We start from the raw sequence: 23,468 nt of genomic DNA, 5'->3' as shown, positions 1-23,468 counted from the left end.
GGGTCAGCTGCGCAAGTTGCGGTAGCGCATGGCGCGCTGAGCCTCGCGGTTGTCCTGCTTCTCCCGCAGGGTCTGGCGCTTGTCGTACTCGCGCTTGCCGCGTGCCACCGCGATCTCCACCTTCACGCGCTTGCCGTGCACGAAGTACAGGGACAGCGGGATGATCGTGTAGCCGGCCTCGCGCGTCTTGCCCGCGATCTTGTCCAGCTCGGCGCGGTGCAGCAGCAGCTTGCGGCGGCGCCGGGCCGAGTGGTTCGTCCACGAGCCCTGCAGGTACTCCGGGATGTGGGCGTGCTCCAGCCAGAGCTCACCGCGGTTGTCGAACTGGCAGAAGGCATCCACCAGGGACGCTCTGCCCATGCGCAACGACTTCACCTCGGTGCCCATGAGCGCCAGTCCGGCTTCGTAGGTGTCGAGGATGGCGTAGTCGTGGCGCGCCTTCTTGTTGTTGGCCACGATCTGGCGGCCGTCGTCAGCGTTCTTCTTGGCCATCGGCCCGTTCTTCCTTCGTCTGCTCCACGCGCCCGCAACGCCGCCCGGTCACGCCGTGCGGCGTGGAGCGGTGGGATGGGCCGCGGAGTCTCAGTCTTCGTCGTCGCGGCGCGCCCCGGCGCGCCAACGGATGCCTTCGTCGATGAACTTGTCGATACCGCCGTCGAACACGGAGGAGGGGTTGCCCTCCTCGTAGTTCGTGCGCAGGTCCTTGACCATCTGGTAGGGGTTCAGCACGTAGGAGCGCATCTGGTCGCCCCACGAGGCCTTGACGTCCCCCGCCATCTCCTTCTTCTTGGCGTCCGCCTCCTCCTGGCGCAGCAGGAGCAGCCGGGACTGCAGCACGCGCAGTGCGGCGGCGCGGTTCTGGATCTGCGACTTCTCGTTCTGCATGGAGACCACGATCCCGGTGGGGACGTGCGTCATGCGCACCGCCGAGTCCGTGGTGTTGACGGACTGGCCGCCGGGCCCGGACGAGCGGAACACGTCCACCTTGAGCTCGGACTCGGGGATCTCCACGGTGTCGTCCGACTCGATGAGCGGGATGACCTCCACCGCCGCGAACGAGGTCTGGCGGCGGCCCTGGTTGTCGAACGGCGAGATCCGCACGAGCCGGTGCGTGCCCGCCTCCACGGACAGCGTGCCGAACGCGTACGGGGCCTTGACCTCGAACGTGGCGGACTTCAGCCCGGCCTCCTCCGCGTAGGAGGTGTCCAGCACCTTGGTGGGGTAGCCGTGGCGCTCGGCCCAGCGCAGGTACATGCGCATGAGGATCTCCGCGAAGTCCGCGGCGTCCACACCACCGGCGCCGGAGCGGATGGTGACCACGGCCTCGCGCTCGTCGTACTCTCCGGCCAGCAGGGTCTGGATCTCCAGCTCGGACAGGGCCTTGCGGATGGACTCGAGCTCCTCGGCCGCGGCGTCCCGGGTCTCCTGGTCGTCCTCGTCCTCCGCGAGCTCCACCATGACCTCGAGGTCGTCGATGCGGGACTCGATCTTGGCCAGCCGGTCCACCTTGGACTGCTTGTGGGACAGCTGAGAGGTGACCTTCTGGGCCTCGTCCGGGTTGTCCCACAGGTCCGGGGCCACCGCCTGCTGCTCGAGCTCCGCGATCTCCTTCTGCAGGGTCTCCGCATCACTGACCGCCGCCACGGATTCGTAGGTGGCGCGGAGGGCACGAATTTCTGCAGCGTAGTCAATGGAGGCCATGACAGACCACTTTACGTCATGGTCCGCGGGCCCCGTGAGTCGGTAGGGTTCTCCTCGACGCGGACAAACTAAGGAGACTGACGATGGAACACCCCACCGTGCTCGCACTGGTCCTCGCCGGAGGGAGGGGATCGCGCCTGGGCCCCCTGACCGACCACACCGTCAAGCCCGCGCTGCCCGTGGGTGGCACCTACCGGTTGATCGACATCTCCCTGTCCAACCTGGTGCACTCGCACATCACGGACGTCTGGATGGTGCAGCAGTACCTGCCCCACGACCTCAACTTCTACATGGCCGGCGGGCGGCCGTGGGACCTGGACCGCTCCCACGGCGGACTGCACGTGCTGCCGCCCTACCAGGGCGCGGACGGCGAGGGATTCGCCACCGGCAACTCGGACTCCATCTTCCGTCAGGCGGAGCTGATCCGTGAGGCGGACCCGGACCTCGTGCTCGTGCTCTCCGCGGACCACCTCTACACCGTGGACTTCCGGGACGTGATCGACACCCACCTCAGCAAGCGGGCGGACCTCACCATGGTCACCACACAGGTTTCCGAGGACGCCTCCCGCTACAGCGTGGTGCGCACGGACGAGTTCGGCCACGTCACGGACTTCGCGTACAAGCCGGAGGAGCCGCAGAGCGACGTGGTGGCGGGAGAGATGTTCCTCTTCACCACGGCCGTCCTGCTCGACTCCCTGTCAGAGCTGCACTCCCGCAACGGCGAGCTGGGCGACTACGGCGAGGACCTCATCCCCCACGTGATGCAGCACCACACCGTGGTGGAGCACCGGCACACCGGCTACTGGATGGACCTGGGCACCGTCCAGTCCTACTGGACCGCGCAGCAGCAGCTCCTGGACGGTGACGGTGCCACCCTGGCCGATCCCGCCTGGCCCATCTGGAGCGGCCAGGCTCCCCTCCTGCCCGCGTTCGTGGCCGACGACGCCGCGGTCACCCGCTCGCTCGTGGCTCCCGGCTCGCACGTGGCCGGGACCGTGGAGCATTCGGTGGTCGGGGAGAACGTGGTGGTCGAGTCCGGGGCCGTGGTCCGCAACTGCGTGCTCCTGGACGGCGTGCACGTGGGCTCCGGGGTGGAGCTCCACAACGTCGTGGCGGACACCGGCGCGCACATCACCGGCGGTTCCCGGCGCGGATCCTCCCAGCACGTGACCGTGATCGACCGGTCCGGGACCGTGGCCCAGCGTGAGGCCTTCGACACCTCCGCCGCCCTGCCCCGGAACTGGGAGCAGTACTGAACCCCCTTTCGAAAGGACCGATCCCCGATGTTCCGCTCCTCCCGTCAGACTCTCGGCCCCGCTCTGCGCCGGGAGCTGTGGCGCACCGTCCGCCACCAGGGCGCCCGCCGGGTCCTGCACCTGGCCCTGCTCTTCCCACCGCTGCGCTGGGCCCACGGCGCCCTGCGGGCACTGCGGCTCGTGCGGGGCCGGTGAGGCAAGCCAACCACGGACACGTAGTCCGGCGAGAGGACCACGACAGGCCGGGAGCGGCGTCGTCCTCCCGCGACGCCGCTCCCGGCCTATCGCACGAGGAGCTCGGGCCCGCCGGGCCAGGCGAGGACACTCCCCGCACCGCGGCCGGGCAGCGCACGGGCCACGGCGAACCGGCCCGGACCGGTGCGAGCCAGGACGAGGGAGGCTGCGGCGGGCACGGACGCTCCCGCTCGGGTGGAGTGCCCGGGGATGGTCCGGGTGTCGGTCACGGCAGGGTTGCGTGTCATGACAACTGAACTATCGAGGACAGGTCGTCATGGCAAGGACCTGGCACTGTCGTGCCGACGCCGGGCCTCAGCGGCGCATGACCGCGCGAGCGTCCCCCGTGGCACTGATCGGGATTCCCGCGGGCACGATGACGTTGACCACGGGCGGATGCACCACGGCCGTGAGGGTCACCTGAGCGGTGGTGCCGTCCGCGGATCCGGTGGGAGCACCCACGGCCAGTCCGCTGACGTCCTGGAAGGCACCCACGGTGCCCAGGTAGCTCGTGGCGGACCCGGCCACGGCGTCGTTCGTGAGCACGGGGGTGGGAGGGCCGGTTCCGGAACGGTCCACGGTGGTGAAGGTGTCCGCCGCCGCGCCCGCGGCACGGTCTGCGAGGGACTGCAGCTGCTGCCGTCCCACGTAGACGCTCGTGACGGCCATCACGGTGACCACGAGCAGAAGGGTCACGAGGGCGAAACCGATCAGCACGATCGTGGTCTGCCCCGCGTCCGGGTCCTCGCCCGCCACCTTGGCGCCTCGGAGCTCGGCGAGCGCCTTCTTCCCCCTGATGGTGTCCGCTCCCTCGGACGCGGCCGCCACGGAGCGCTCGTGGCGCCTCACGAGTACCTCCCAGTCACGACGGAGACGTCTGCGGACAGGGTGGCCACGTTCGCCGTGACGAACCCCGGCATGCCCGGCAGGTCCACCGTGAGGCTCGCGTGCACGCGGGCCACCGCACCCGGGGCCTCGCACGTGCCGTCGGAGCAGTCCACCGTGACCGCCAGGTCCCGCGGCTCGAAACCGTGGTCCTGTGCCGCGACGGCGGCGACCTCGTGGATCCCCGTGCGGTTCAGGTCCTTGGCCTCGAGCACCGAGATCGCCTGGCCGGCCTCCTCCGCGGCGGCGACCACCGCGAAGGACCCCGCCTGCACACGGGCCACGGTGACGACCAGGTAGACCACCGGGACGAGCAGCAGCAGTCCCAGACCGATGAACTCGACGATCGCGCTCCCCCGGTCCGGGTCCTCACCGTGCAGGGACGCCGCCGCGGTGTCACGAGTCCATGTCCACCGCATGTCCGCTCACCTCCAGCGCCGCAGGCGGACCCAGTGTTGCCACGACCGGCAGCGGAGCCACCACGCGGATCTCGACCGCCGGGAGCTCGCCCACACTCGTGCGGGACACCGTGACGTCCTGGGCGTAGGTCCCACCCACGGTTCCCGCGATGATGCCCCGGGTCCGCTCCACCCCGTCTGCATCCGTGCGGTCCGCGAGACTCGCGTACCGCGCCCCGGAGGCCGCGGCGTCGATCAGCGTGTTGCGCACGTGCAGCGCGAACCCCACCTGCAGGATCATCCCGAACAGCACGAGGGCCAGCGCCAGCACCATGACGTACTCCGCCACGGCGTTGCCGGCGTCGGGGTGCTCCCGCGGGTCAGAGGCCCGAGACGCGGTCGATGGCATCTTGGAACAGCCCCTCCAGTGCCGGGCGCGCGATCAGCAGCAGTCCCGCCACGAGCACGGCGGACATCAGCGTGAGCATCACCCAGCCGGGCACGTCCCCGCGGTCGGGGTGGTCAGTGTCCTCCCCGCGGCTGGGAGCACCAGCTCCTGGACGGGTCAGCAGGGCAGGGAGGACCGCCCCCAGCAGGAGCAGCACGGCCGTGTGGCAGCGCACCAGGTGTTTCATGATCGTCTCCTTCGACGTGTTGAGGTCTGCGGGTCCTCTCAGAACCCGAGGTTGAGCACGGCCAGTCCGGGGAACACGGCGAACACCACGCTGAGCGGCAGGATGAAGAACACCACGGGGACGAGCATCGCGATCTCCTTCTTCCCCGCCACCTCCATCAGCACACGCTTGTCGTGGTCGCGGACGTCCTGGGCCTGCGCCCGCAGCACGTCCGCGAGCGGGGTACCGCGCTCGATGGCCACGACGATCCCGTCCACGAAACGCCCCAGGGCCACGACGTCCGTCCTGGCGGAGAAGTCCTGCAGCGCCGTCGTCAGACCGGAACCGGCCCGTGTCTGGGCGAGGACCGCGCGGAACTCCCCCGCGAGCTCGCCTTCCGCCACGCGGCACACGCGTTCGAGGGCGCCCACCGTGGACTCCCCCGCTCCCACCGCGAGCGCCATGAGCTCCGCAACCGCCGGGAACTCCGCGAGCATGCGCTTCTCCCGGCGACGGATGCTGCGCCGGAGCAGGTCGTTGCGCACCCAGACCCCGGCCCCAGCGCCCAGGACGGTGCCGACGGCCACGATGGCCACGTTCACGTCCGCGCGCAGCACCAGCGCGATCCCCGCGAGCACGCCGAGAACGGCGCCGCCCACCGCGCACAGGACCTGCTCGGCCCGGTAGTCCACGACGTCCTGGCGGGAGCCGTTGTGCACCAGTCGGCGGGCGAGCAGGTCCGTGCCGGAGAACAGTGGAGCGGCACGCTCGAGCAGCCACTCCACGACCGCGTGACCGGCAGCCCCGGTGAGTGATCTGCCGCGCCCGCGGCGGGAGGACAGCGACGGGGCACCGAGCGCCGTCGTGAGCTCGGCCGCGCGCAGCTGCGGCGCGATCCGGTCCGCGAAGGAGGGGGCTCCGACGGCTCTGACCGCGGCCAGGACCATCCAGAGGCCGAGGGCGAGGACCAGGCCCAGCAGCGTCGACGTGAGGGGCACGTTCATCGCAGCACCCGCCGTTCCTCCGGCAGTGCGCCGAGCCGGAGCATCAGCTGGTAGGCGACGACGGAGACGGCGAGCCCACCCAGGAGCACGACCGCGCCGGCCACGGTGTTGTAGGCCTGGACCGCTGCGGGCTGCGTGGCCATGAGGGCGAGGATCAGCCACGGCGCGGCCACGGAGAGACGTGCCGCATTGACGGTCCACGACTGGCGGGCCTCGAGCTCGCTGCGCGTGCGCTCGTTCTCCCGCAGGAACTCGGAGAGCGTGCCCAGCAGACGGCCGAGATCCGTGCCGCCCACCTCACGGGTGACCCGCAGCGCCTCCACGATGTTGTCCGCCACCGGATCCGCGAGACGCTGCTTGAGCATGGTGAGCGAGCCGTGGAGCTGACCGCTGGCCCGGTAGTCCGCGGCGAACCGGGCGAACGCGGGACGAAGGGGCTCCGGGCCCCGGTACTGCAGCTGCATGAGCGCCTCCGGCAGACCCATGCCCGCGCGGATCGCGGAGCGCAGGTGGTCCACCACGTCCGGCCACACCTCCCGCAGCACCGCGGTGCGCCGCCTGGCACGGTGCCGCACGAACCCCCACGGGATGAACAGGGCCACGAGGAACACGCACAGCCCGAAAACGGCCGCCGATGTCAGGGCGAGGACGAGCACCCCGCACACCGTCGCGAGCAGCAGGCTCAGTCCCGCGAACGCCACCGGGGACAGCCCCGGCAGGTCCGCCTGCAGCAGGAGGGTGCGCAACCGTCCGGTGCGCGCGTGCCGCGTGCGTCCCGTCTCCGGGCGGGTCCAGCAGGACCACCACACCAGGAACGCCCCGACGCCCAGCAGCGCCCCGAGCAGCGAGCTCACGATTCGGTCCCCGCCGGGCGGGTTCCGCTCGGGCGCGTGCGCGCTGCGGGACGGCCGCGGGGCTCTTCCGAGGGTCCGCTCCGCGTGCGTCTCCGGGAGGATTGGGCTCCGCGCCCGCCCGACCGCACCTTCTCATCGGCCCGCGGGGACGACGGCGCCTCGCGGTCTTGGAACCCCGTCGTGGCCGGGGTGCCGCGGGGCCCCGGTGCGGCCGCTGCGGCGGCATTGTCGTGTGCGCCGTCCTGCCGGATGAGTTCGGCGGGATCGTGACCGGCGCGGCGGAACTTCTCCGTGGACGGCACCTCGGCGGCCACGCACCGCAGCGTGCCGTCCTCCAGGCGGAAGACCGGGTAGGTCTCGATGACACCGTTCTCCACGCGGTTGCCGATGGCCAGGACCTCCGCCACGTAGCGGTGTCCCGTGGCTCCTCGGTGGCAGTGCACCACGAGGTCGAAGCAGGAAGCCACGGTGGGGAGCACGAAGGCACTGCTGATGTTCTCCCCCGCGAGCAGCGGGAGCGTGCAGATCTTCGTGACCGCGTCCCGCGCGGAGTTGGCGTGCAACGAGCACATGCCCGGCAGCCCCGCGTTCAGCGCGATGAGCATGTCCAGGCTCTCGGCCTCGCGCACCTCCCCCACCACGAGCCGGTCCGGGCGCATCCGCAGCGCCTCCTTCACGAGGCGGCGCAGCGGGATCTCGCCCGTCCCCTCCAGGTTCGCCTGGCGGCACTGCATGCCGACGACGTCGCGCAGCGCCACCTTGAGCTCGAAGACCTCCTCGACCGTGACCACACGTTCCCGCGGGCCGATGGCCGCGCACAGGCAGTTGAGCATGGTGGTCTTCCCGGCCTGTGTGGCTCCGGAGACCAGGATGTTGAGACCGGAGTCCACGGCGGCGGCCAGGAACTCGGCGGCCTGCACGGTGAGCGACCCGAGGGCCACCAGGTCCTGCAGCCTCCGGGCGCGGGCCACGAACTTGCGGATGTTCACGGCCCAGTGCGCGCGGGTGACGTCCGGGATGACCACGTGCAACCGGGAACCGTCCGGCAGTGAGGCGTCCACGAACGGGGAACTGAGATCCAGCCTGCGCCCCGAGGACTTGAGCATCCGCTCCACGAGGGTGCGCACGTGGGACTCGGTGAGCACCAGACTCGTCAGCTCGGACTCGCCGCCCCGGGCCACGTAGATCTCGGCTGGCCCGTTGATCCAGATCTCCTCCACCTCCGGATCGTCCAGGTACGGCTGGAGCGGTCCGTAGCCGGCCACGAGGTCCAGGACCGTCTTGCACGCCGCATCCAGGTCCTGGATGCGGGGCAGGCCGGTGCGGGCGGAACGGACGTCGTAGTCCGCCACGGCCGCGGCCACGAGCTGACGGGTGGGTCCCACCTCCACCAGCGGATCCACGCCGCTGCGGCGGATCTGCTCGCGCACGTCCGCTTCGATCATCCCGATCGCGTCCTCGGCAACTCCCGTGGCCATGTCTCCCCCTGTGGTTCCCCCGAACCCGCTACCGGCTGGTCATCTCTGGAGGGAACGCTAGGGGAAATCGACGGCGCCGGACACGGTCGGGCGGCCAGTCTGTGGACAACCTCGCTGACCTGCACCGATGCCCACAGGGCGACACGTCATGCACGGTCGCAGAATGAATCCACATGGAAAGTGGCCCCCCGCCACTCCACGTGCAGGGATGGCGGGGGCGGTGACGCGCGGGACGTCAGAGCGCCGTGGAACCCCCGCGAGCGGCGTCGCCACCCTGGCCGGCCTCTGCGGGAGCGGAGGAGGGTGCGTCCGCTGGGCGGACGGTCGGTGAGGCCGCGGTGAAGGTGAGAACGGAGACGCAGTCCGCCTGGGCGGCGTCGGGGTCCCAGGGCTTCTCCGCCTCGGAAATCGCGATGTGGCGTGCCAGGCGGGTGATGCTGACCTGTTCCTCGCGACGATGCTGGGCCGCGCTGTACTGGGAAATCATGAACAGCACCACGAGTCCGTAGAGCACGAGATCGGTGCCGCGGCCGATGCCGAGCGCCCTGGCGGCGCCGGAGACGAGGTCCGGGACGAGGATGGACACGGCCGCGAAGAAGAAGAACGCCACCGCCGCGAGCCGACGGATGGCCTGGTGCTTGGCATTGGCCCCGCCGCGCACGAGGGTGAGCGCGCCGTACGCGACGGCCAGGATGAGAACGATCTGAACCACGATGGTCATAGGTGTGCCCCGCTACTTCACGAACAGTTCGGCCAGGATGTTCACGCCGTTGAGCAGGGACTGGCCCTTGCCGCGCGAATAGTCGGTGTAGATGATCTCCACGGGGTGCTCCACCCACTTCGGCTGGATCTCCGCGAACCGGTTCACGATCTCGGAGGCGTGCGCCATGCGGTTCTGCTTCAGGTGCAGCTTGCCGAGCGTGTCCCGGTTGATGGCCCGCAGCCCGTTGTGGGCGTCCGAGAGGTCCATGCCGCTCGTGAACTTGGACACGAACGCCGCGGTGCGCAGCACCAGGCGCTTGAGCTTCGACACCTGGGTGCGGTCGTCCAGGAAGCGCGAGCCCAGAACCACCTCGGCCTCGCCGCTGCGGATGCGCTGGACCATGTCGTACGCATCGACCACGCGGTGCTGGCCGTCCGAGTCGAAGGTCACCACGCAGTCCATCTCCGGGTCCTGCAGCGCGTACTCGAAGCCCGTCTGCAACGCCGCCCCCTGCCCCAGGTTGATGGGGTGCTGGACCACCACCGCCCCGGCGTCCCGGCAGATCCGGGCGGAGTCGTCACGGGAGCCGTCATCCACGCACACCACGTGCGGGAAGGTCTCCCGGAGGGTCTCCAGGACCTCGCCCACCACTTCGGCCTCGTTGTACACGGGCATCACTATCCAGGCTCGACTCACACGCCCCATTGTTCCACAGCAGACTGGGGGCTCCCGGGGTTCGGCTCGCACCCCACGGCACCGGATCCTCCGACTGCCTCTGCCTGGGATCGCGCTCCAACCCCGGCGATATACTGCGTCAGGTTCCCCAGCTTCCCCCTGCCGAAGGAAAATCGTTTGCTTCCCAACATAGGTCTGTTCTCCATCCTCTGGGTCACAGCTGCACTTTTCCTCCCCGGCTACGGACTGTGGAGAGCCCTGTGCCTCTCCCGCGCGCGCTCGCTGCTCTTCGCCCCACTGGGCTCGGCCGCCGTGCTCGGCGGCCTGGCCATGATTCTCGGTCTCGCACACATTCCCTGGACTTGGGGCACCGTCCTGGTGGGGTGCCTCGTGGTCTGGCTGCTGGTGGCCGCGCTCATGGTGCTCGGGCGAAGACGACGCGACGGAAGCTCCGAGCTCCGGTGGCGGCAGCGCTGCCGGGCCGTCTACCGGCAGCCGGTGGACGCGGAACACCGCATTCCGTGGCACGGGCTGCTCGTTGCGCTCCTGTCGGCCGGCACCGGTGGGTACCTCATCAGCACCCGGCTTCGAGACTTGATGCCCGGGGCGGAGTCCTTCCCCCAGCGCTTCGACGTGCTGTTCCACCTCAATGCCGTGCGGTTCATCCTCGAGACGGGCAACGCTTCGTCCTTAAACCTCGGAACGATGATCTCCCCGGACAAGTCGTTCGCGTTCTACCCGTCCCTGTGGCACAGCCTCGGTGCCCTCGCCATGCAAACGACCCACGACGACGTCATCGTGGTCACGAACGCGGTCGTCCTCGTGGTGTGCGCGGTGGTCTGGCCCCTCGCGATCGTCACGGCGGTGGGAACGATCACGGGTTTCCGGCCCCTGCCCCTGATCACGGCGGGTGTGGGCTCCGCTGCGTTCAGCTCCTTCCCCTTCGCGCTGCTGAACTACGGCCCCCTGCTGCCGAACATCTTGTCGCTGTCCCTCCTTCCCCTGGCCGTGGCTGTCATGGCTTCCCTCACGGGTGCGACCCCCCGCCTGGAGGCAGGCGCGGGCCGGCGCACCATCGTGATCCTTGCCACGCCTGGCGCGCTGGGTGTTGCCCAGCCCAATGCCTTGGCAACCCTGCTGGTGGCCACCACTCTGATGGTGGTGTGCCGGAGCGGGTGGCGGGTCCGCCGAGCGGCAGAGAACTTCACGCACCCCTCCCTTGTGCGCGTCAGCAGGGCTGGCCGGTACTACCGCAAGCTCCTACTGGGGTCCATCGTCATTCTGCTGACCGTTGCCGCCTTCGCCGTCATCTGGTCGGTCCTGCAGACGGACTACAACCGCCCCTCCGGCACGGGGCTGACCACCGCCGTGGGTCAGGCCGTCCTGCTCGCTCCCAACGGCCGCGACGAGATCCCCTGGGCCTACGCCATTGGTTCCCTCCTGGGCCTCATCGTGGCAATCTGGCGTCGCAAGTACCTGTGGGTCGCACTGGTGCACGTCAGCACTCTCGTCCTCTACATCTACGCCACGGGAGCGCCGGACGACCCGTTCCGGACCTGGCTGGTCGGACCCTGGTACGAGGACTCCTCGCGACTGGCGGCTCTGCTGCCTATGACCGGGGTGATGCTCACAGCAATCTTCGTCGTCTCCGTGGCAGACGTCTTCTTCCCCCGGCACATCGCGTCGGATCGGGTCATGCGGTGGCGGGCACCCGGCGAACTGGTCCTCGCGGTGGTGCTGTGCGTCCTCATGCTTCCGGCCACCCAGGAGGCGCCGTTCCGCCACATGGACGTCTACCTGCGGGATGCTTTCCGGATTGACGCGAATTCCTTCGGACTCACCCCGGACGAGTACGAGCTGCTGAAGCGGGTGGACCAGAGCGTTCCCGAGGACGCCCTCATCGGCGTCAACCCCTGGACGGGGTCGAGTCTGGCCTACAGCGTGGCAGACCGCCACGTGACCTCCCCCCACATCTTCACCCACCTTTCCCCGTCCGAGGTCGTCGTGACCCGGGACCTCGGGGACACCTCCAAGTCGGCCGAGACGTGCCCAGCGGTGAACGAATCGGGAATCGACTATGTCCTCGACTTCGGTGACCGGGCCCTGATACCGGACACTCCGGACTGGGACGACTTCCCCGCGTACACGAACGTCCACGACGTTCCGGGCGACCACTACGAGGAGGTCGACCGGCAGGGTGGCAGCGTCCTGTACAAGGTCGTGGGCTGCGACTGAGCAGGCGCTCGTAGAACGACGGCGCCGCGAGAGGTGATCTCTCGCGGCGCCGTCGTCGTTGGTGAAGCAGGGCTCAGCCCGGCAGGGGCCCGTCCAGGTCCGGGTCGTACTGCGGCACGAACTCCTCGCCACGCTCGGCGGCCTCCTGGGCCTGCCACTCGCGGTGCCGGCGCTTGTCCTCGAGCACGCGGGCCAGCGCCTCCTCGTGCTCGCGCTGCACCTCGTCCTCCGGCTGGTTGCGCATGTGCGCCACCGCTCCGTAGACCGTGCCGTCGAAGACCTTCGTGCCGTGGTCCATCACGATTCCGCGCTCGCAGATGTCCATCACCAGGTTGAGGTCGTGGCTGACCACCACCAGGGTCTTGCCGCGGCGCACGAGGTCCTTGATGCGCCCGATGCACTTCTTCTGGAACGGCTCGTCCCCCACGGAGAGGATCTCGTCCACGAGGAACACCTCGGGATCAGTGTGCACCGCCACCGAGAACGCCAGGCGCAGGTACATGCCGGAGCTGTAGAACTTCACCTCGGTGTCAATGAACTCCGCAATCTCGGAGAACTCCACGATGTCGTCGAACTTGGCGTCGATCTCCTCCTTGCTCATCCCCAGGATGGCGCCGTTGAGGTAGACGTTGTCCCGGCCCGTGAGATCCGGGTGGAAGCCCGCACCCACCTCGATGAGCCCTGCAACCTTCTCCCGGGTGAGGATCTCACCGGAGTCCGGGTTCATCACCCCGGAGATCATCTTCAGGGTGGTGGACTTGCCGGAGCCGTTGAAGCCCAGCAGGGCCACCGTCTCACCGTCGTGGATGTCGAAGGAGACGTCGTTCAGCGCCGTGAACTTGGCCGTGAGATCGCCCTTGCGGCCCTTCACGAGCCACACGAACGCCTCCTTCATGGAGCGCGTGTGGCGCAGCACGAACTCCTTGGTCATGTGACGGACCCTGATGGCCAGGTCCGCGTCCGTGCGCCCGGGGGTGGGCTGGGTGGCTGAACTAGGCATGGTTCACAGCTCCTGCGCGAAGTTGCCCTCTTGCGAGCGGAACAGACGGTCCGCCAGGAAGAAGAGGATCAGGCTGGTGACGATCGCCAACGGGGTCCACCCCGTGAGCAGGTGCGGCGGGACGTGCCAGATCTGCGGCGTGTCCGTGGTGGGGAACCAGAAGCCGTAGTGGAACAGCTCCACCGCCACGGTCAGCGGGTTCACCATGTACACGTAGTAGACCCAGTCCCACAGCTTCTCGTGCACCATGGTCCACATGTAGAGCACGGGAGAGGCCCACGTGGACACCATGATGATGAGGTCAACGATGTTCTCCGCGTCCCGGAAGAACACGTTGAACGTGGTGAACAGCATGCCCAGCGCGAGCGAGAACAGCGCGATGATCGCGGTGGCCACGACCACCGCGAGCAGTTGCTTGCCCCCCGGGTGCCACCCGGTCAGGAAGCACGCGAGCAGCAGGATGACCAGCTGCGGCACGAAGTGGATCATCGCCACCAGCAGGTTGGACACGGGGAACAGCTGCCTGGGCAGGTAGATCTTCTTGAGCAGACCGCCGTTGGCCACCACGGAGCGGGACGCGTTGCCGAAGACCTCGCCGAAGAGGTTCATCACCACGATCCCCGAGAACAGGTAGACGGCGAAGTTCTCGATGCCGCGGTTGAGGTCCAGGAACACGCCCATGGCGATGTAGAACACCAGGAACTGCACGCCCGGTTTCAGGTAGGACCAGAGCAGCCCGAGGACCGTGCCCCGGTATCTGATCTGGATCTCCTTGTCCACGATCAGCTTGAGCAGGAACCTGTTCGCGAACACGTCCCTCAGCCCACGGTCCTGCCCCGGGGGCCGCAAGTGCGTAGCGGGAGCTTGGGTTTCCATCTGGCGTCCTTTCCTGGCACGGTGCGTTCTTCCAGCGTGCGCACCGCATGCACGCCGACGCCGCACGCCCGGGCGGGTGTGCGGCGTCGAGCGGGTGGCCGAACTACTGCGCGGGGCCGTTCTCCGCGAAGGTGCGGGCCCAGGCGTCCACCGAGGTGATCTCGGGCAGGGCCGCACGGTACTGCTCGCTGAGGGCATCCCAGCGCGAGAGCAACTCGGCGTGGAGCTTGACGCTCTCCACCATCAGCTCACGCACCTGGGCGGGGTCCCGGCGGTACCACGACGCACCGGTGCCCTCCGCGTTGGAGACGATCGCCGAGTCGAGCGTGGCCAGGTAGGACCAGTGGCCGTCCATGTGGGCCACGCTCGCCTCGGGGTACTCCTTGGCCATGCTGCGCACGGGCCGCAGCGTCTGCTTGAGCACGGTGCGCACGGCCCACGGGATGAGCTGGGCCTTGGTGGGCGACTTCGGCGCCTCCATCGTCTTGGGAGGCTTCGCGCGCCGCACCGGGGGCAGTTCCGCAGGATCCTTGACCACGCGGGCGTCCGAGTATTCGTCCTTCATGGCGCGGATCTCGGGCATGCGCGTGGGCAGCATCTCGTGCAGCCGCTCGGGCCCGTCCAGGACGTCCTGGATGGCGAGCAGCACGGACTTCGCCGGGTAGTACTGCATGGACACCACGTGCTTGGTGTCCGTGGTGAGGGACTCCCGCAGCATGCGCCCGCCCTTCGCGAACGGTGAGTGCAGCAGCGCGGCAATGAGCCGGTTGCGCTCGTGGAAATACGCCTGCCAGTCCACGGCGTCGTCCTTGTCCGCCCAGGACACGTGCCACACGGCCGCACCCGGCAGCGAGATGGTGGGGTACCCGGCGGCCTTGGCGCGCAGGGAGTACTCGGAGTCGTCCCACTTGATGAACACGGGCAGCGAGAGGCCGATGTCCTCCAGGATGGTGCGCGGGATCAGGCACATCCACCAGCCGTTGTAGTCCGCGTCCCAGCGCCGGTGCAGCCTGGGGCGTGAGCGCAGGCCGCGCTCCGCGAAGTCCACGGCACCCAGGCCGTCGACGGGGCCCCACAGGAACCGGTAGGGGTTCACGACCTCCGCGTACGCGTTGAGCAGCGGCTTGTTGAACATGTCGAACATGTGCCCGCCCACGATCGAGGGGGTGTGGCACATGTCCGCGAAGGCCGTGGCGCGCAGGACGCCCTCGGACTCCAGGAGGATGTCATCGTCGAGGATCAGGACGTAGTCGGACTTCTCCACCCCCTCAGGGGTCTGACGGCCCTCCACCACCTCGTACATGTTCCGGGCGAACCCGCCGGAACCGCCCATGTTGCCCTGGCGGATCATGCGCAGCTTGCCACGCATGGCCTTCTCCGCCGCCGCGAAGTCGGGTTCGTCCTGGACCAGCTTGTTGCCCTGGTCCACGATGATGAGCTCGTCCAAGACCTCGTCCAAGCCGTCCGCCTCGGCAATGGTTCGGATGGTGTTCACGCAGTAGTCGGGCCGGTTGAAGGTGGTGACGCCCAGCGTCACCCGGCCCACCGGGCGGTCCTGCGACGGCACGAGCCAGGACGCGGCGTCGAGGGTCATGCCCTCCTCGTCGGAGATCAGGTCGAACCAGTACCAGCCGCCGTCCCCGAAGGGTGCCAGGGTGAGCTCGAACTCGCACGTGGTGGAGCCCTCCACCCTGCGGTCCTCGACGCGCTGGGAGACACCTCGCGCGTTGGAGCGGTAGACGATCAGCGAGCCGGCGCCCGAGGTGCGCACGCGCAGCACCACGGACTCGGCCACCGTCCAGCGCCGCCAGTAGGAGGCCGGGAAGGCGTTGAAGTACGAGCCGAAGGACACGCGGCGTCCCGGGCGGATCCGCACGGAACGCCGGGAGATGATGTCGTCAGGGTGCTGGTTGGCGGTGTCGGAGCCGGCAGAGGACGGTCCCTCCACGTTGATGGGACCGTCGATGTACAGCGGCAGGGCATCCAGGTCCTTGTCCGCGGGGAACACCACCCGGGCCACTTCCCGCAGGTCCGCGGCGGTGCGGGGCTGCGAGGAGATCTTGGTCAGGTACTCCTGGCTCTCGGCGGTGGCGGGCTGGGGGCGTCCCGCCTGGTCCACGTTCTCCTGGCTCACTCGTCCACTCCTCCACTGGTCAGCGGCGCACCGGAGGTGAAATGCGGTGCGATCTTGTTGTCCACCATGGACAGGGCCGACCCGATGGCCATGTGCATGTCCAGGTACTTGTACGTGCCGAGCCGCCCGCCGAACAGCACCGAGGACTCACCCTTGGCGAGGTCCCGGTAGGCCAGCAGCTTCTCCCGGTCCTGTGAGGTGTTGACGGGGTAGTAGGGCTCGTCGCCCTTCTCCGCGAAGCGTGAGAACTCCCGCATGATCACGGTGGCGTCCTTGGTGTAGTCCCGCTCGGGGTGGAAGTGGCGGAACTCGTGGATGCGGGTGTAGGGCACGTCCGCGTCCGGGTAGTTCATCACCGAGGTGCCCTGGAAGTCCTCGATGTCCAGGACCTCCTCCTCCAGGTCGATGGTGCGCCAGGAGAGGTCCCCCTCCGCGAAGTCGAAGTAGCGGTCCACCGGGCCCGTGTAGACCACGGGCACCTGGCCCACCACGTTGGCCTTGGAGAACTCCTGCGAGTCGTCGAAGAAGTCCGTGTCCAGACGCACGTCGATGTTCGGGTGGTCCGCCATGCGCTCCAGCCACGCGGTGTACCCGTCCACGGGCAGACCCTCGTGGGTGTCGTTGAAGTAGCGGTTGTCGTACGTGTAGCGCACGGGCAGCCGGGAGATGATCGAGGCGGGCAGGTCCTTGGGGGCCGTCTGCCACTGCTTGCCGGTGTAGTGCTTGATGAACGCCTCGTAGAGCGGACGTCCGATCAGCTGGATGCCCTTGTCGTTGAGGTTCTGCGGGTCGGTCCCCGCCAGCTCGCCGGCCTGCTCACGAATGAGCTCACGCGCCTCGCCCGGCGAGTACGCCGCACGAAAGAACTGGTTGATGGTGCCCAGGTTGATGGGCATCGGGTACACCTCGCCCTGGTGCCGGGTGTACACGCGGTGCACGTAGTTCGTGAACTGGGTGAAGCGGTTCACGTACTCCCACACACGCTCGTTGGAGGTGTGGAACAGGTGCGCACCGTAGCGGTGCACCTCGATCCCGGTGCGCTCCTCGTTCTCGCTGTAGGCGTTGCCGCCCAGGTGGGGCCGCCGGTCGATCATGGTGACCTTCAGGCCCAGTTCGCGTGCGGCTCGCTCTGCCACGGTCAAACCGAACAGTCCCGAGCCCACGACCACGAGATCAGTGTTCATGTGTCCCTCCTAGGGTCGTCCGCGATCCATGCACGGACATCGTCGTGGACAAAAATACCGGACGGCGCTGGTTGCGGCCCGTGCGACTCGCACCGGACGGGGTGCGTGGTGACCGCACCGGGCCCCGCGGCGTGTGCAGACGACGGCAAGCACTTCCGTTCACTGGGCCCGCTCACTCCCGCCGCTGGGGACGGGCACCGGAACACGGGGCCCACAGCAGCCCGGATGCTGCGGGGTCAGCGCTCAGCATCCCCGAATCCGCTGAGCACCCAGGCCGCTGCGGCTCGACCGGACGCGGCGAGGGACGCGTGCTCGCGGGCCCACGCACTGCGGCGCCCCTTCAGCGCCGCACGTCGACCGTGCGCGGCGTCGTCCAGGGCGTTCTCCATCGCCTGGGCGACTGCCTCGGGGGTGAAGTCCACGGGGACACCGAGCTCGTTGTCGGACACGAGCTCTGCGGCGACCCCCACCCCGGCGTAGAGCGACGGCGTGCCGCACGCCGCGGCGGCGTAGAGCTTGGTGGGCTTGGAGAAGTCGTACCCTGCGTGGGGTATCACCGACGCCAGAGCGGCCACCGCTCCGCGCATGAACGCAGCAGTGCGTGCCGGGGGCTGGACCCCGTGGAAGACCACGTTGCGCGGAGCCAGCCGAGCGGCAACCTCCTGGACGCGTGCCACGTCCGGGCCACGGCCGAGCACTTGCAGGGTGGCCTCGGGATGGCGCGGCAGAATGCGCGCGAGACCCTCGATGAAGATGTCCATGCCCTGCCACTCCGAAATGGAGCCGGCATAGACGAAGTAGGGGGCGCCCACCGGTTCCTCGGGCCCGTCGGGGGTGAACGTGTCCGTGTCGATGCCGTTCTCCGCCACGAACATCTTGTCCCAGCTCGTCCCCGTCACCCGGTGCAGCTCCTCGCCCATGGCCTCCGACACCGTGATCACCCCGCCCGCGCGCCGCGCGGACACCGTTTCCGCCGCACGCATCAGCTGGGTGACCACGCCCGGGACGTCCATGTTCAGGGTCGCCGACGTCCACACGTCCGGGTTGTACCAGATGTACGGACGACGCCGCAGGGCACTGGAGAGCCACACGGCCAGACCCGTGGTGGGAGGGGGTTCGCTCACCACGATGTCCGCGTCCATGAGGAGCAGCCGGGCGAAGGCCTGGACGTCGAAGCTGAGGTACTGGGCCACCCCACGGACGTAGTCCTCACTGTCCCGCAGCACGGGGACGCGCACGATCTCGTAGGGCTCGTCCACCGACCCGGCGTCCATGCTGCGGGGCGGGCGCGTGGTGAGCACCGTGACGTCAGCCCCCTCTGCGGCGAATCCCCGGGCCAGGGCGGCGAGCCGGAACGATGCCGCCGCGGGCTCGGGGAGGAAGATGCGGCTGACGATGACGACCTTGCGGGGTTTCATGGCCACTACTGTCTCATGTAATTCGACGATGTTCCGCCCAGGGGACGGCCCCCTGCCCGGTCACCGTTTTCGGCTCGTCGCACGGCGAGGGCCCTGCACAGGAGCGCCCGCCGGACGGGCGCGCCCAGGGGCATCCACGGCCGTGGGCCCGCTCCCCCGTTCCACCGCGCTGGTGCGGTGCACTGCTGGCATGCAGCTGTCCCTCCACGTCCTGCGGCACGGTGCCGGCACCACCCATCCCGTGAGCGTCACGGCCTCCCCCGGGACCTCGGGCGAGGACCTCGCCGCCGAGCTCGCCCGCCAGCTCGGCACCGAGCACCGCGCCACCGTGGCGGGTGTGGATCTCGGCCGTGCCACGGTGGGGGCGCCCCCGCTCACGGACGGTGCCACGGTGGTGCTGCACCCCGTTGTTGCGGGCGGCGTTCCCGTGTCCCGCCGCGGGAGCACCAGGGAACCCGGGCAGCCCGTGGCGTCCGGACGGTCGGCGTCGTCCTGCGGTGCGCCGTCCTCCGGCGGGGCCGCGCGGTCCGCAGTGGCCCCGTTGCCCGGCACCGTGGCACCGGTCGGGGGGTCTCCCACCGAGGATGGCCCGCGGGAAGCCGACGCGCACGACGTCGTGCGCCTCACGGTGGTGGAGGGCGCAGGCGCGGGGACCGAACTCGTACTACCCCGTGGCCGGCACCGCGTGGTGCTGGACGGGGGCGGGCCCGTGCTGTCCCGGGTGGAAACCACGTCGGGGATCGGTCTCGTGGTGGACGGTTCCGGGGTCAGGGTGCTGCCCTCGGGAACGGCTCTCTCCCACGGCGACAGGCTGCGGCTGAGCCTCGGTGACGACGTGTCCTGGCTGCGGGTGGAACGCCACGGCGAGCGGTCGGAGGCCCGCTGGCCCGATCCCGCTGCGACCCCGGCGGGTTTCACCACCCGCGAGGCCGCACCCGACCACGAGCTCCCCCTCGAGCCCGCTCACCGTGCCCGGGCCGCCGTGGCCATGGTCACGGGTCTCCTCCCACTGTGCGCGGGGGTGGCGATTGCCCTGGTCACCCACTGGTGGTTCTTCCTGCTGTTCAGCGCCCTGGGTGCCGTGACGAGTGCCGCGGGGTGGGTTGCGGACCGCGGCGCGCGGGCCGAGCAGCGACGCCGGCTGGCCGCCGCCCGGGAGCGCGACCTGCGCCGCTGCGACCACGCGGCCCCGCCGGTCGCGGAACTCGTGGCGCGCTGCCGAGCGCTGCCACCGGAGCGCGGGCCGGACACGGGATCCCCGGGATCGGAGGCGCTGCGCTGGGCCGCTGCGGCTCCAGCCGGTGGCCCTCGTTCCGCGACCTCCTGGACGCAGCACCGCACTGCTGCGACGTCCGGGGACACGGGTTCAGCGGCGACCGCGCGCTGGGTGCGCCTGGGGCAGGGCACACGTGCCGCCGTCGTGGGCAGGGGTCGCGGAATCCCGGTCCGGGCGGTCACGCACCGTCGTGCCCCGGTTCTGGTGGACCTGGCCCGCGTTCGCGTCCTGGCCCTCGCAGTGACCGGCGAGTGCTCACGAGGGCTGCTCAACGCGCTCGCGGTGCAGCTGTTCACGGGTCCGCAGGCCCTGGACCGGCTCACGGTCTCCCCCGACGTCTCGTGGGCACCTCCGCCGGCCCTCGCCCGGCTGCTCCAGTCCCCGGCATCCCCGTCCCCGCCGGGTTCCACCCGCGACGCCGCCCGGCCCGGTCCCACGGACGTCACCGGCCTGGAGGTCCTCACCCCGCAGGACGCCGCGCTGGCTGCCGCGGCCCCCGGCGTGGTGCGTGTCGTCCTGGCGGGCGGGGCGGCCCCCGGGCCGCAGGACACCCTGGTCTCAGAGGTCCGCGGTGGACTGCGCCTCTCCACCCCCTCGTGCGACGCGGTCCCGGGGCTCTCGGCCCAGGAGCAGCGCACCAGTCTGGACTTCGTCCCGGACACCGTCTCCGACGGCACCGCCCACCTTGCCCTGCAGGCCTGGACGGCCGCCGCTGCCCGGCGACCGTCGCGGCGAAGGGGTGCACTCCCCCGGGCCGTCGCCTCGCACGAGCTGCTCCTGGCCGACGACGAGCGACCGGATCCCACCACCGTGGGGCCCGGAAGCGAACAGGTGTCGACCGGGGTCCCGCCACGGGCGCACTCGCCGCTCGGCACGGTCATCGGCGTCTCCCGGGACGGAAGGGAGCGGATCGTGCTGGACGACGAAAACCCGCACCTGCTGATCGCCGGGACCACCGGCTGCGGGAAGTCCGAGGTGCTGCGCACACTCGTGGCGGGGCTCGCCCGAGGCGCAGACCCCGGGCGCCTCGAGTTCCTGCTCGTGGACTTCAAGGGCGGCGCGGCTCTCGCACCCCTTGCGGACCTGCCCCACGTGAGCACCCTGCTGACGGACCTGGGTCCGGACGAGGTGCGGCGTGCGCTGGTATTCCTGCACTCGGAGCTCCAGCGCCGCGAACGGGTGCTCCGAGCCCACGGTCTCGACACGATGGCCCAGGTTCTGCAGCGGGGAGGCACCCCCGTGGTCCGCGAACTCGTGGTGGTGGTGGACGAGGCGAAGATGCTCACGGACTCGTTCCCCGAGGCCGCGCACCAGCTCGCGGTGGTTGCCACCGTGGGCCGTTCACTGGGGGTGCACCTCGTGCTGGCCACCCAGCGGCCCCAGGGCGCCCTGCCACCGGATGTCCGCGCCAACGTGTCCCAGGCACTCTGCCTGCGCGTGCGCACCGAGCAGGAATCCCTCGACATGATCGGCAGCGGGCTCGCCGCGGGGATCCCCCCGAACCTGCCCGGCCGGGGCTACCTGGACCGTGGGCACGGCGCACCGGTGGAGGTGCAGTGCGCCGTTCTCACGCGACTCTGCACACCGCCGCCCGCGCCTCTCCAGCTGCGCTTCCTGCCCGCGGCCCGTCCCCACGACGGTGCCCCCGGGGCTTTCCGCCCGGCACCGGCACCGGATCCGGGGGCGGCGGTGCGGGACGTGCGTCGCTTCTGGGAGTCCCCGGGCGCCGTCGACCCCCGGGACCCGGCGTCCGGGGACTGCCCGGACCCCGGAGACAGGGCGGTGCCGCCCGGCCTGCCCCGGTGTGCCAGCCCGGAGCGGGTCCCCTTACCACTGGTCGATCTCGGCCCCGCCGAGAACCCAGCCGAGCACTGGTGCGGCAGGCTCACCTGGGATCCGTGGGAGGACGGCCCGCTCGCCCTGATCGGCCGCCCCTCGGCCGTGCGCAGCGGGCTCCGATCACTCGTGGAACGGTGCGCAGCGGCCTCGCCCGAGGAGCACGCCGCGCCGGGCGTGGCCCTGTACGTCGTCTCGGCCACCGGGGCGGGCACCACGGATCTCACGGGTCCCACCGACGCGGGGTGCGCGAACCCGCTGCGCGGCACCGCCCGCGCCGACCACCCCGCAGACCTCGCCCACCTGCTCGACAGACTCCGCTGCCACCTCGAGAGCACCCCGGACGATCCGGAGGGCGGGCACGAGCGCGCCCTGGTGGTCGTGGCGGACTGGGACCGCTGCTGCCAGCTGCTGCGCGCCGGCGCCTGGGCCCACCTGGAGGACGATCTCCTGTCGCTGCTCGCGGTCGGCCCCTCCCGGGGTCTGTCCGCGGTGCTGACCGGGGACCGCTCCCTCATGTCGGGCCGGGGCGCCCACTCAGCTCCCAATCGCGTGCTCCTGCCGGCCGATCAGACCCCCGAGGCGCTGCTGCAGTGGCCCCGCCTCCCGCCGTTCAGCGGCTGGGACTCCCGGGGCGCGGTCAGCGGCCCGGTGACCCGCTCGTGCGGTGATCCCGGAGGCCCGCCCCGGGCGGACCGGCTGGTCGTGGTGCAGCTCGCCGCAGGCGAACCCGTGGACGAGTACGCTCCCCTGCGGCAGGAGGCGGCAGACGAGGGCGTCCTGGCGCAACGCACCCTGTGGCGCGGTGACCAGCACGGTGGGTCGAGGGCGCAGGGCGCGGCAGGGTCCTCAGTGACCCGCCCGGCGGGAGACACCGTCCTCCGCACCGCTGCGCTCCGCAGCTCCCGAGGTTCCCGCAGCTCCCGAGAGCTCCTTGGAGGTCCACGCTCCGGTCTCCACGGGTGGCCCGTGGCCTTCCCGCTGCCGAGCGCCTGGAGTTCCCCCGCAGAGGTCACGCCGGGTCTGCTCCTCGGAGTCACCCGGGAGGGCGACCCGGCCGTGCACCCCTGGGGGCCGGGAGCCACGCTGCTCGTGGCGGGGCCCGCACGCTCCGGGCGCACGTCCTTCCTGGCCGCCGCACGCGCCCACCTGTCCACGGCGCTGACCACGGATGAGGCACGCGCTGCGCACGACGTGGTCTCCGCTGCTCCCGGCAGCGCGGACGACGTCCAGGCGCTGCTGCGCTCGCTGGAACGGTCCGGGCGCCCCGTCACCCTCCTGGTCGACGACGCGGACCGGCTGTCCCCCGAGGTTCTCCGTGCGCTTGCCACGGCCTGGTCCCCGGGTTCACCTCGGCACACCGCATCGAAGGGGAAGGGTTCCGGACATGACTGTGACGCACTCGCACCGGGAGTCCGTCTGGTGGTGGGAACCCGTCTCACGGACTCCCTGCTCAGCACGTTTCCACCGCTCATGGCGTGGCGGCAGCACGCGGACACCCTGCTGCTCCGACCCCGGAGGGCGTTCGACGGCGAGGCGTTCGGGGTGTCCCTCGCGGGTCAGGGGCTGGGCGGGCCTCCCGGGCGCGGCTTCTGGGTTCACCGGGGCACCGTGGAACCGGTGCAGGCTCCCCTGCCTCCCACCTCTCCCGCACCGCCCGCAGTCCTCGACGGGACCGGCCCGCAGCAGGGGGTGTGACGCACCGGA

At 70.3% G+C, this 23,468-nt stretch carries 21 protein-coding genes; 4 read left to right on the top strand and 17 right to left on the bottom strand.

Annotation, left to right across the window (positions count from 1 at the left end):
* Nucleotides 1-3 precede the first annotated feature (3 nt).
* Together smpB and prfB are read right to left on the bottom strand one after the other, a co-directional pair.
* Nucleotides 4-492: an SsrA-binding protein SmpB gene (gene smpB / locus EAE32_RS05580; RefSeq protein WP_121845847.1), complete on the bottom strand. Its 489-nt coding sequence runs from the start codon at nucleotides 490-492 to the stop codon at nucleotides 4-6.
* Nucleotides 493-582: 90 nt separating this feature from the next.
* The gene (gene prfB / locus EAE32_RS05575) at nucleotides 583-1,701 is read right to left on the bottom strand and encodes a peptide chain release factor 2 (protein WP_121845848.1); all 1,119 of its coding nucleotides are present in this window, start codon (nucleotides 1,699-1,701) and stop codon (nucleotides 583-585) included.
* Nucleotides 1,702-1,784: 83 nt separating this feature from the next.
* Between prfB and EAE32_RS05570 the strand changes: the two genes are divergently transcribed.
* Nucleotides 1,785-2,957 (top strand): glucose-1-phosphate adenylyltransferase family protein, encoded by a 1,173-nt coding sequence (locus tag EAE32_RS05570; RefSeq protein ID WP_121864415.1) that lies wholly within the window; start codon nucleotides 1,785-1,787, stop codon nucleotides 2,955-2,957.
* Nucleotides 2,958-2,984: 27 nt separating this feature from the next.
* Nucleotides 2,985-3,152, top strand: coding sequence for a hypothetical protein (locus EAE32_RS11770; protein WP_165860445.1), 168 nt, complete (start codon nucleotides 2,985-2,987; stop codon nucleotides 3,150-3,152).
* Between the two features lie 86 nt (nucleotides 3,153-3,238).
* On the opposite strand, the gene EAE32_RS05565 is transcribed toward EAE32_RS11770, so the two are convergent.
* From EAE32_RS05565 to EAE32_RS05520, 10 genes are all read right to left on the bottom strand, one after another.
* A complete protein-coding gene (locus EAE32_RS05565; protein WP_121864414.1) occupies nucleotides 3,239-3,439 on the bottom strand; it encodes a hypothetical protein in 201 nt (66 codons plus the stop codon).
* 67 nt (nucleotides 3,440-3,506) lie between these two features.
* Nucleotides 3,507-4,040, bottom strand: a complete 534-nt coding sequence (locus EAE32_RS05560; RefSeq protein ID WP_243635595.1) for a pilus assembly protein TadG-related protein — start codon at nucleotides 4,038-4,040, stop codon at nucleotides 3,507-3,509.
* Nucleotides 4,037-4,495 carry a hypothetical protein gene (locus tag EAE32_RS05555; RefSeq protein ID WP_240625072.1) on the bottom strand — a complete coding sequence of 153 codons (459 nt, stop codon included), beginning with the start codon at nucleotides 4,493-4,495 and terminating at the stop codon, nucleotides 4,037-4,039. Before EAE32_RS05555 ends, EAE32_RS05560 begins: the two co-directional genes overlap by 4 nt.
* Nucleotides 4,473-4,883, bottom strand: a complete 411-nt coding sequence (locus tag EAE32_RS05550; RefSeq protein WP_243635594.1) for a TadE family protein — start codon at nucleotides 4,881-4,883, stop codon at nucleotides 4,473-4,475. The genes EAE32_RS05555 and EAE32_RS05550 overlap by 23 nt, the downstream gene beginning before the upstream one ends.
* Nucleotides 4,855-5,109: a hypothetical protein gene (locus EAE32_RS05545; protein ID WP_121845852.1), complete on the bottom strand. Its 255-nt coding sequence runs from the start codon at nucleotides 5,107-5,109 to the stop codon at nucleotides 4,855-4,857. The genes EAE32_RS05550 and EAE32_RS05545 overlap by 29 nt, the downstream gene beginning before the upstream one ends.
* A 38-nt stretch (nucleotides 5,110-5,147) precedes the next feature.
* Nucleotides 5,148-6,092, bottom strand: coding sequence for a type II secretion system F family protein (locus tag EAE32_RS05540; protein WP_121864412.1), 945 nt, complete (start codon nucleotides 6,090-6,092; stop codon nucleotides 5,148-5,150).
* Nucleotides 6,089-6,946, bottom strand: coding sequence for a type II secretion system F family protein (locus EAE32_RS05535; RefSeq protein WP_121864411.1), 858 nt, complete (start codon nucleotides 6,944-6,946; stop codon nucleotides 6,089-6,091). Before EAE32_RS05535 ends, EAE32_RS05540 begins: the two co-directional genes overlap by 4 nt.
* Nucleotides 6,943-8,424 carry a TadA family conjugal transfer-associated ATPase gene (locus EAE32_RS05530; RefSeq protein WP_243635593.1) on the bottom strand — a complete coding sequence of 494 codons (1,482 nt, stop codon included), beginning with the start codon at nucleotides 8,422-8,424 and terminating at the stop codon, nucleotides 6,943-6,945. The genes EAE32_RS05535 and EAE32_RS05530 overlap by 4 nt, the downstream gene beginning before the upstream one ends.
* Before the next feature lie 235 nt (nucleotides 8,425-8,659).
* Nucleotides 8,660-9,145, bottom strand: coding sequence for a DUF2304 domain-containing protein (locus EAE32_RS05525; RefSeq protein ID WP_121864410.1), 486 nt, complete (start codon nucleotides 9,143-9,145; stop codon nucleotides 8,660-8,662).
* Nucleotides 9,146-9,157: 12 nt separating this feature from the next.
* Nucleotides 9,158-9,802: a glycosyltransferase family 2 protein gene (locus tag EAE32_RS05520; RefSeq protein ID WP_243635592.1), complete on the bottom strand. Its 645-nt coding sequence runs from the start codon at nucleotides 9,800-9,802 to the stop codon at nucleotides 9,158-9,160.
* A gap of 177 nt (nucleotides 9,803-9,979) precedes the next feature.
* Here EAE32_RS05520 and EAE32_RS05515 point away from each other — a divergent pair, with 177 nt between their 5' ends.
* Nucleotides 9,980-12,037: a DUF6541 family protein gene (locus EAE32_RS05515; protein WP_121864408.1), complete on the top strand. Its 2,058-nt coding sequence runs from the start codon at nucleotides 9,980-9,982 to the stop codon at nucleotides 12,035-12,037.
* Nucleotides 12,038-12,110: 73 nt separating this feature from the next.
* Here EAE32_RS05515 and EAE32_RS05510 read toward each other — a convergent pair whose 3' ends face one another.
* The 5 genes from EAE32_RS05510 to EAE32_RS05490 form a co-directional block, all read right to left on the bottom strand.
* Entirely contained in the window at nucleotides 12,111-13,037 is a 927-nt protein-coding gene (locus EAE32_RS05510) for an ABC transporter ATP-binding protein (protein WP_121864407.1), read from the bottom strand.
* Nucleotides 13,038-13,040: 3 nt separating this feature from the next.
* The gene (locus EAE32_RS05505) at nucleotides 13,041-13,913 is read right to left on the bottom strand and encodes an ABC transporter permease (RefSeq protein ID WP_121864406.1); all 873 of its coding nucleotides are present in this window, start codon (nucleotides 13,911-13,913) and stop codon (nucleotides 13,041-13,043) included.
* Between the two features lie 103 nt (nucleotides 13,914-14,016).
* Entirely contained in the window at nucleotides 14,017-16,047 is a 2,031-nt protein-coding gene (locus EAE32_RS05500) for a glycosyltransferase (RefSeq protein ID WP_121864405.1), read from the bottom strand.
* The gene (glf, locus tag EAE32_RS05495) at nucleotides 16,044-17,231 is read right to left on the bottom strand and encodes a UDP-galactopyranose mutase (protein WP_121864404.1); all 1,188 of its coding nucleotides are present in this window, start codon (nucleotides 17,229-17,231) and stop codon (nucleotides 16,044-16,046) included. The genes EAE32_RS05500 and glf overlap by 4 nt, the downstream gene beginning before the upstream one ends.
* Before the next feature lie 236 nt (nucleotides 17,232-17,467).
* Entirely contained in the window at nucleotides 17,468-18,649 is a 1,182-nt protein-coding gene (locus tag EAE32_RS05490) for a glycosyltransferase family 4 protein (protein ID WP_121864805.1), read from the bottom strand.
* A gap of 190 nt (nucleotides 18,650-18,839) precedes the next feature.
* Between EAE32_RS05490 and EAE32_RS05485 the strand changes: the two genes are divergently transcribed.
* Nucleotides 18,840-23,459 (top strand): FtsK/SpoIIIE domain-containing protein, encoded by a 4,620-nt coding sequence (locus EAE32_RS05485; RefSeq protein ID WP_121864403.1) that lies wholly within the window; start codon nucleotides 18,840-18,842, stop codon nucleotides 23,457-23,459.
* The last annotated feature ends 9 nt before the right edge of the window (nucleotides 23,460-23,468 follow it).

It is taken from the genome of Kocuria tytonicola (assembly GCF_003687175.1).
GTDB lineage: Bacteria > Actinomycetota > Actinomycetes > Actinomycetales > Micrococcaceae > Kocuria > Kocuria tytonicola.
The sequence above is the reverse complement of the archived record's forward strand: the minus strand, read 5'-3'. Positions and strand labels throughout refer to the sequence as shown.

What these genes read in the sequence shown, in the direction of transcription:
- smpB (WP_121845847.1), bottom strand. Translation starts at nt 492, where the DNA reads ATGGCCAAGAAGAACGCTGACGACGGCCGCCAGATCGTGGCCAACAAC.
- prfB (WP_121845848.1), bottom strand. Translation starts at nt 1,701, where the DNA reads ATGGCCTCCATTGACTACGCTGCAGAAATTCGTGCCCTCCGCGCCACC.
- EAE32_RS05570 (WP_121864415.1), top strand. Translation starts at nt 1,785, where the DNA reads ATGGAACACCCCACCGTGCTCGCACTGGTCCTCGCCGGAGGGAGGGGA.
- EAE32_RS11770 (WP_165860445.1), top strand. Translation starts at nt 2,985, where the DNA reads ATGTTCCGCTCCTCCCGTCAGACTCTCGGCCCCGCTCTGCGCCGGGAG.
- EAE32_RS05565 (WP_121864414.1), bottom strand. Translation starts at nt 3,439, where the DNA reads ATGACACGCAACCCTGCCGTGACCGACACCCGGACCATCCCCGGGCAC.
- EAE32_RS05555 (WP_240625072.1), bottom strand. Translation starts at nt 4,495, where the DNA reads ATGCGGTGGACATGGACTCGTGACACCGCGGCGGCGTCCCTGCACGGT.
- EAE32_RS05550 (WP_243635594.1), bottom strand. Translation starts at nt 4,883, where the DNA reads ATGCCATCGACCGCGTCTCGGGCCTCTGACCCGCGGGAGCACCCCGAC.
- EAE32_RS05545 (WP_121845852.1), bottom strand. Translation starts at nt 5,109, where the DNA reads ATGAAACACCTGGTGCGCTGCCACACGGCCGTGCTGCTCCTGCTGGGG.
- EAE32_RS05540 (WP_121864412.1), bottom strand. Translation starts at nt 6,092, where the DNA reads ATGAACGTGCCCCTCACGTCGACGCTGCTGGGCCTGGTCCTCGCCCTC.
- EAE32_RS05530 (WP_243635593.1), bottom strand. Translation starts at nt 8,424, where the DNA reads ATGGCCACGGGAGTTGCCGAGGACGCGATCGGGATGATCGAAGCGGAC.
- EAE32_RS05525 (WP_121864410.1), bottom strand. Translation starts at nt 9,145, where the DNA reads ATGACCATCGTGGTTCAGATCGTTCTCATCCTGGCCGTCGCGTACGGC.
- EAE32_RS05520 (WP_243635592.1), bottom strand. Translation starts at nt 9,802, where the DNA reads ATGCCCGTGTACAACGAGGCCGAAGTGGTGGGCGAGGTCCTGGAGACC.
- EAE32_RS05510 (WP_121864407.1), bottom strand. Translation starts at nt 13,037, where the DNA reads ATGCCTAGTTCAGCCACCCAGCCCACCCCCGGGCGCACGGACGCGGAC.
- EAE32_RS05505 (WP_121864406.1), bottom strand. Translation starts at nt 13,913, where the DNA reads ATGGAAACCCAAGCTCCCGCTACGCACTTGCGGCCCCCGGGGCAGGAC.
- glf (WP_121864404.1), bottom strand. Translation starts at nt 17,231, where the DNA reads ATGAACACTGATCTCGTGGTCGTGGGCTCGGGACTGTTCGGTTTGACC.
- EAE32_RS05490 (WP_121864805.1), bottom strand. Translation starts at nt 18,649, where the DNA reads ATGAAACCCCGCAAGGTCGTCATCGTCAGCCGCATCTTCCTCCCCGAG.
- EAE32_RS05485 (WP_121864403.1), top strand. Translation starts at nt 18,840, where the DNA reads ATGCAGCTGTCCCTCCACGTCCTGCGGCACGGTGCCGGCACCACCCAT.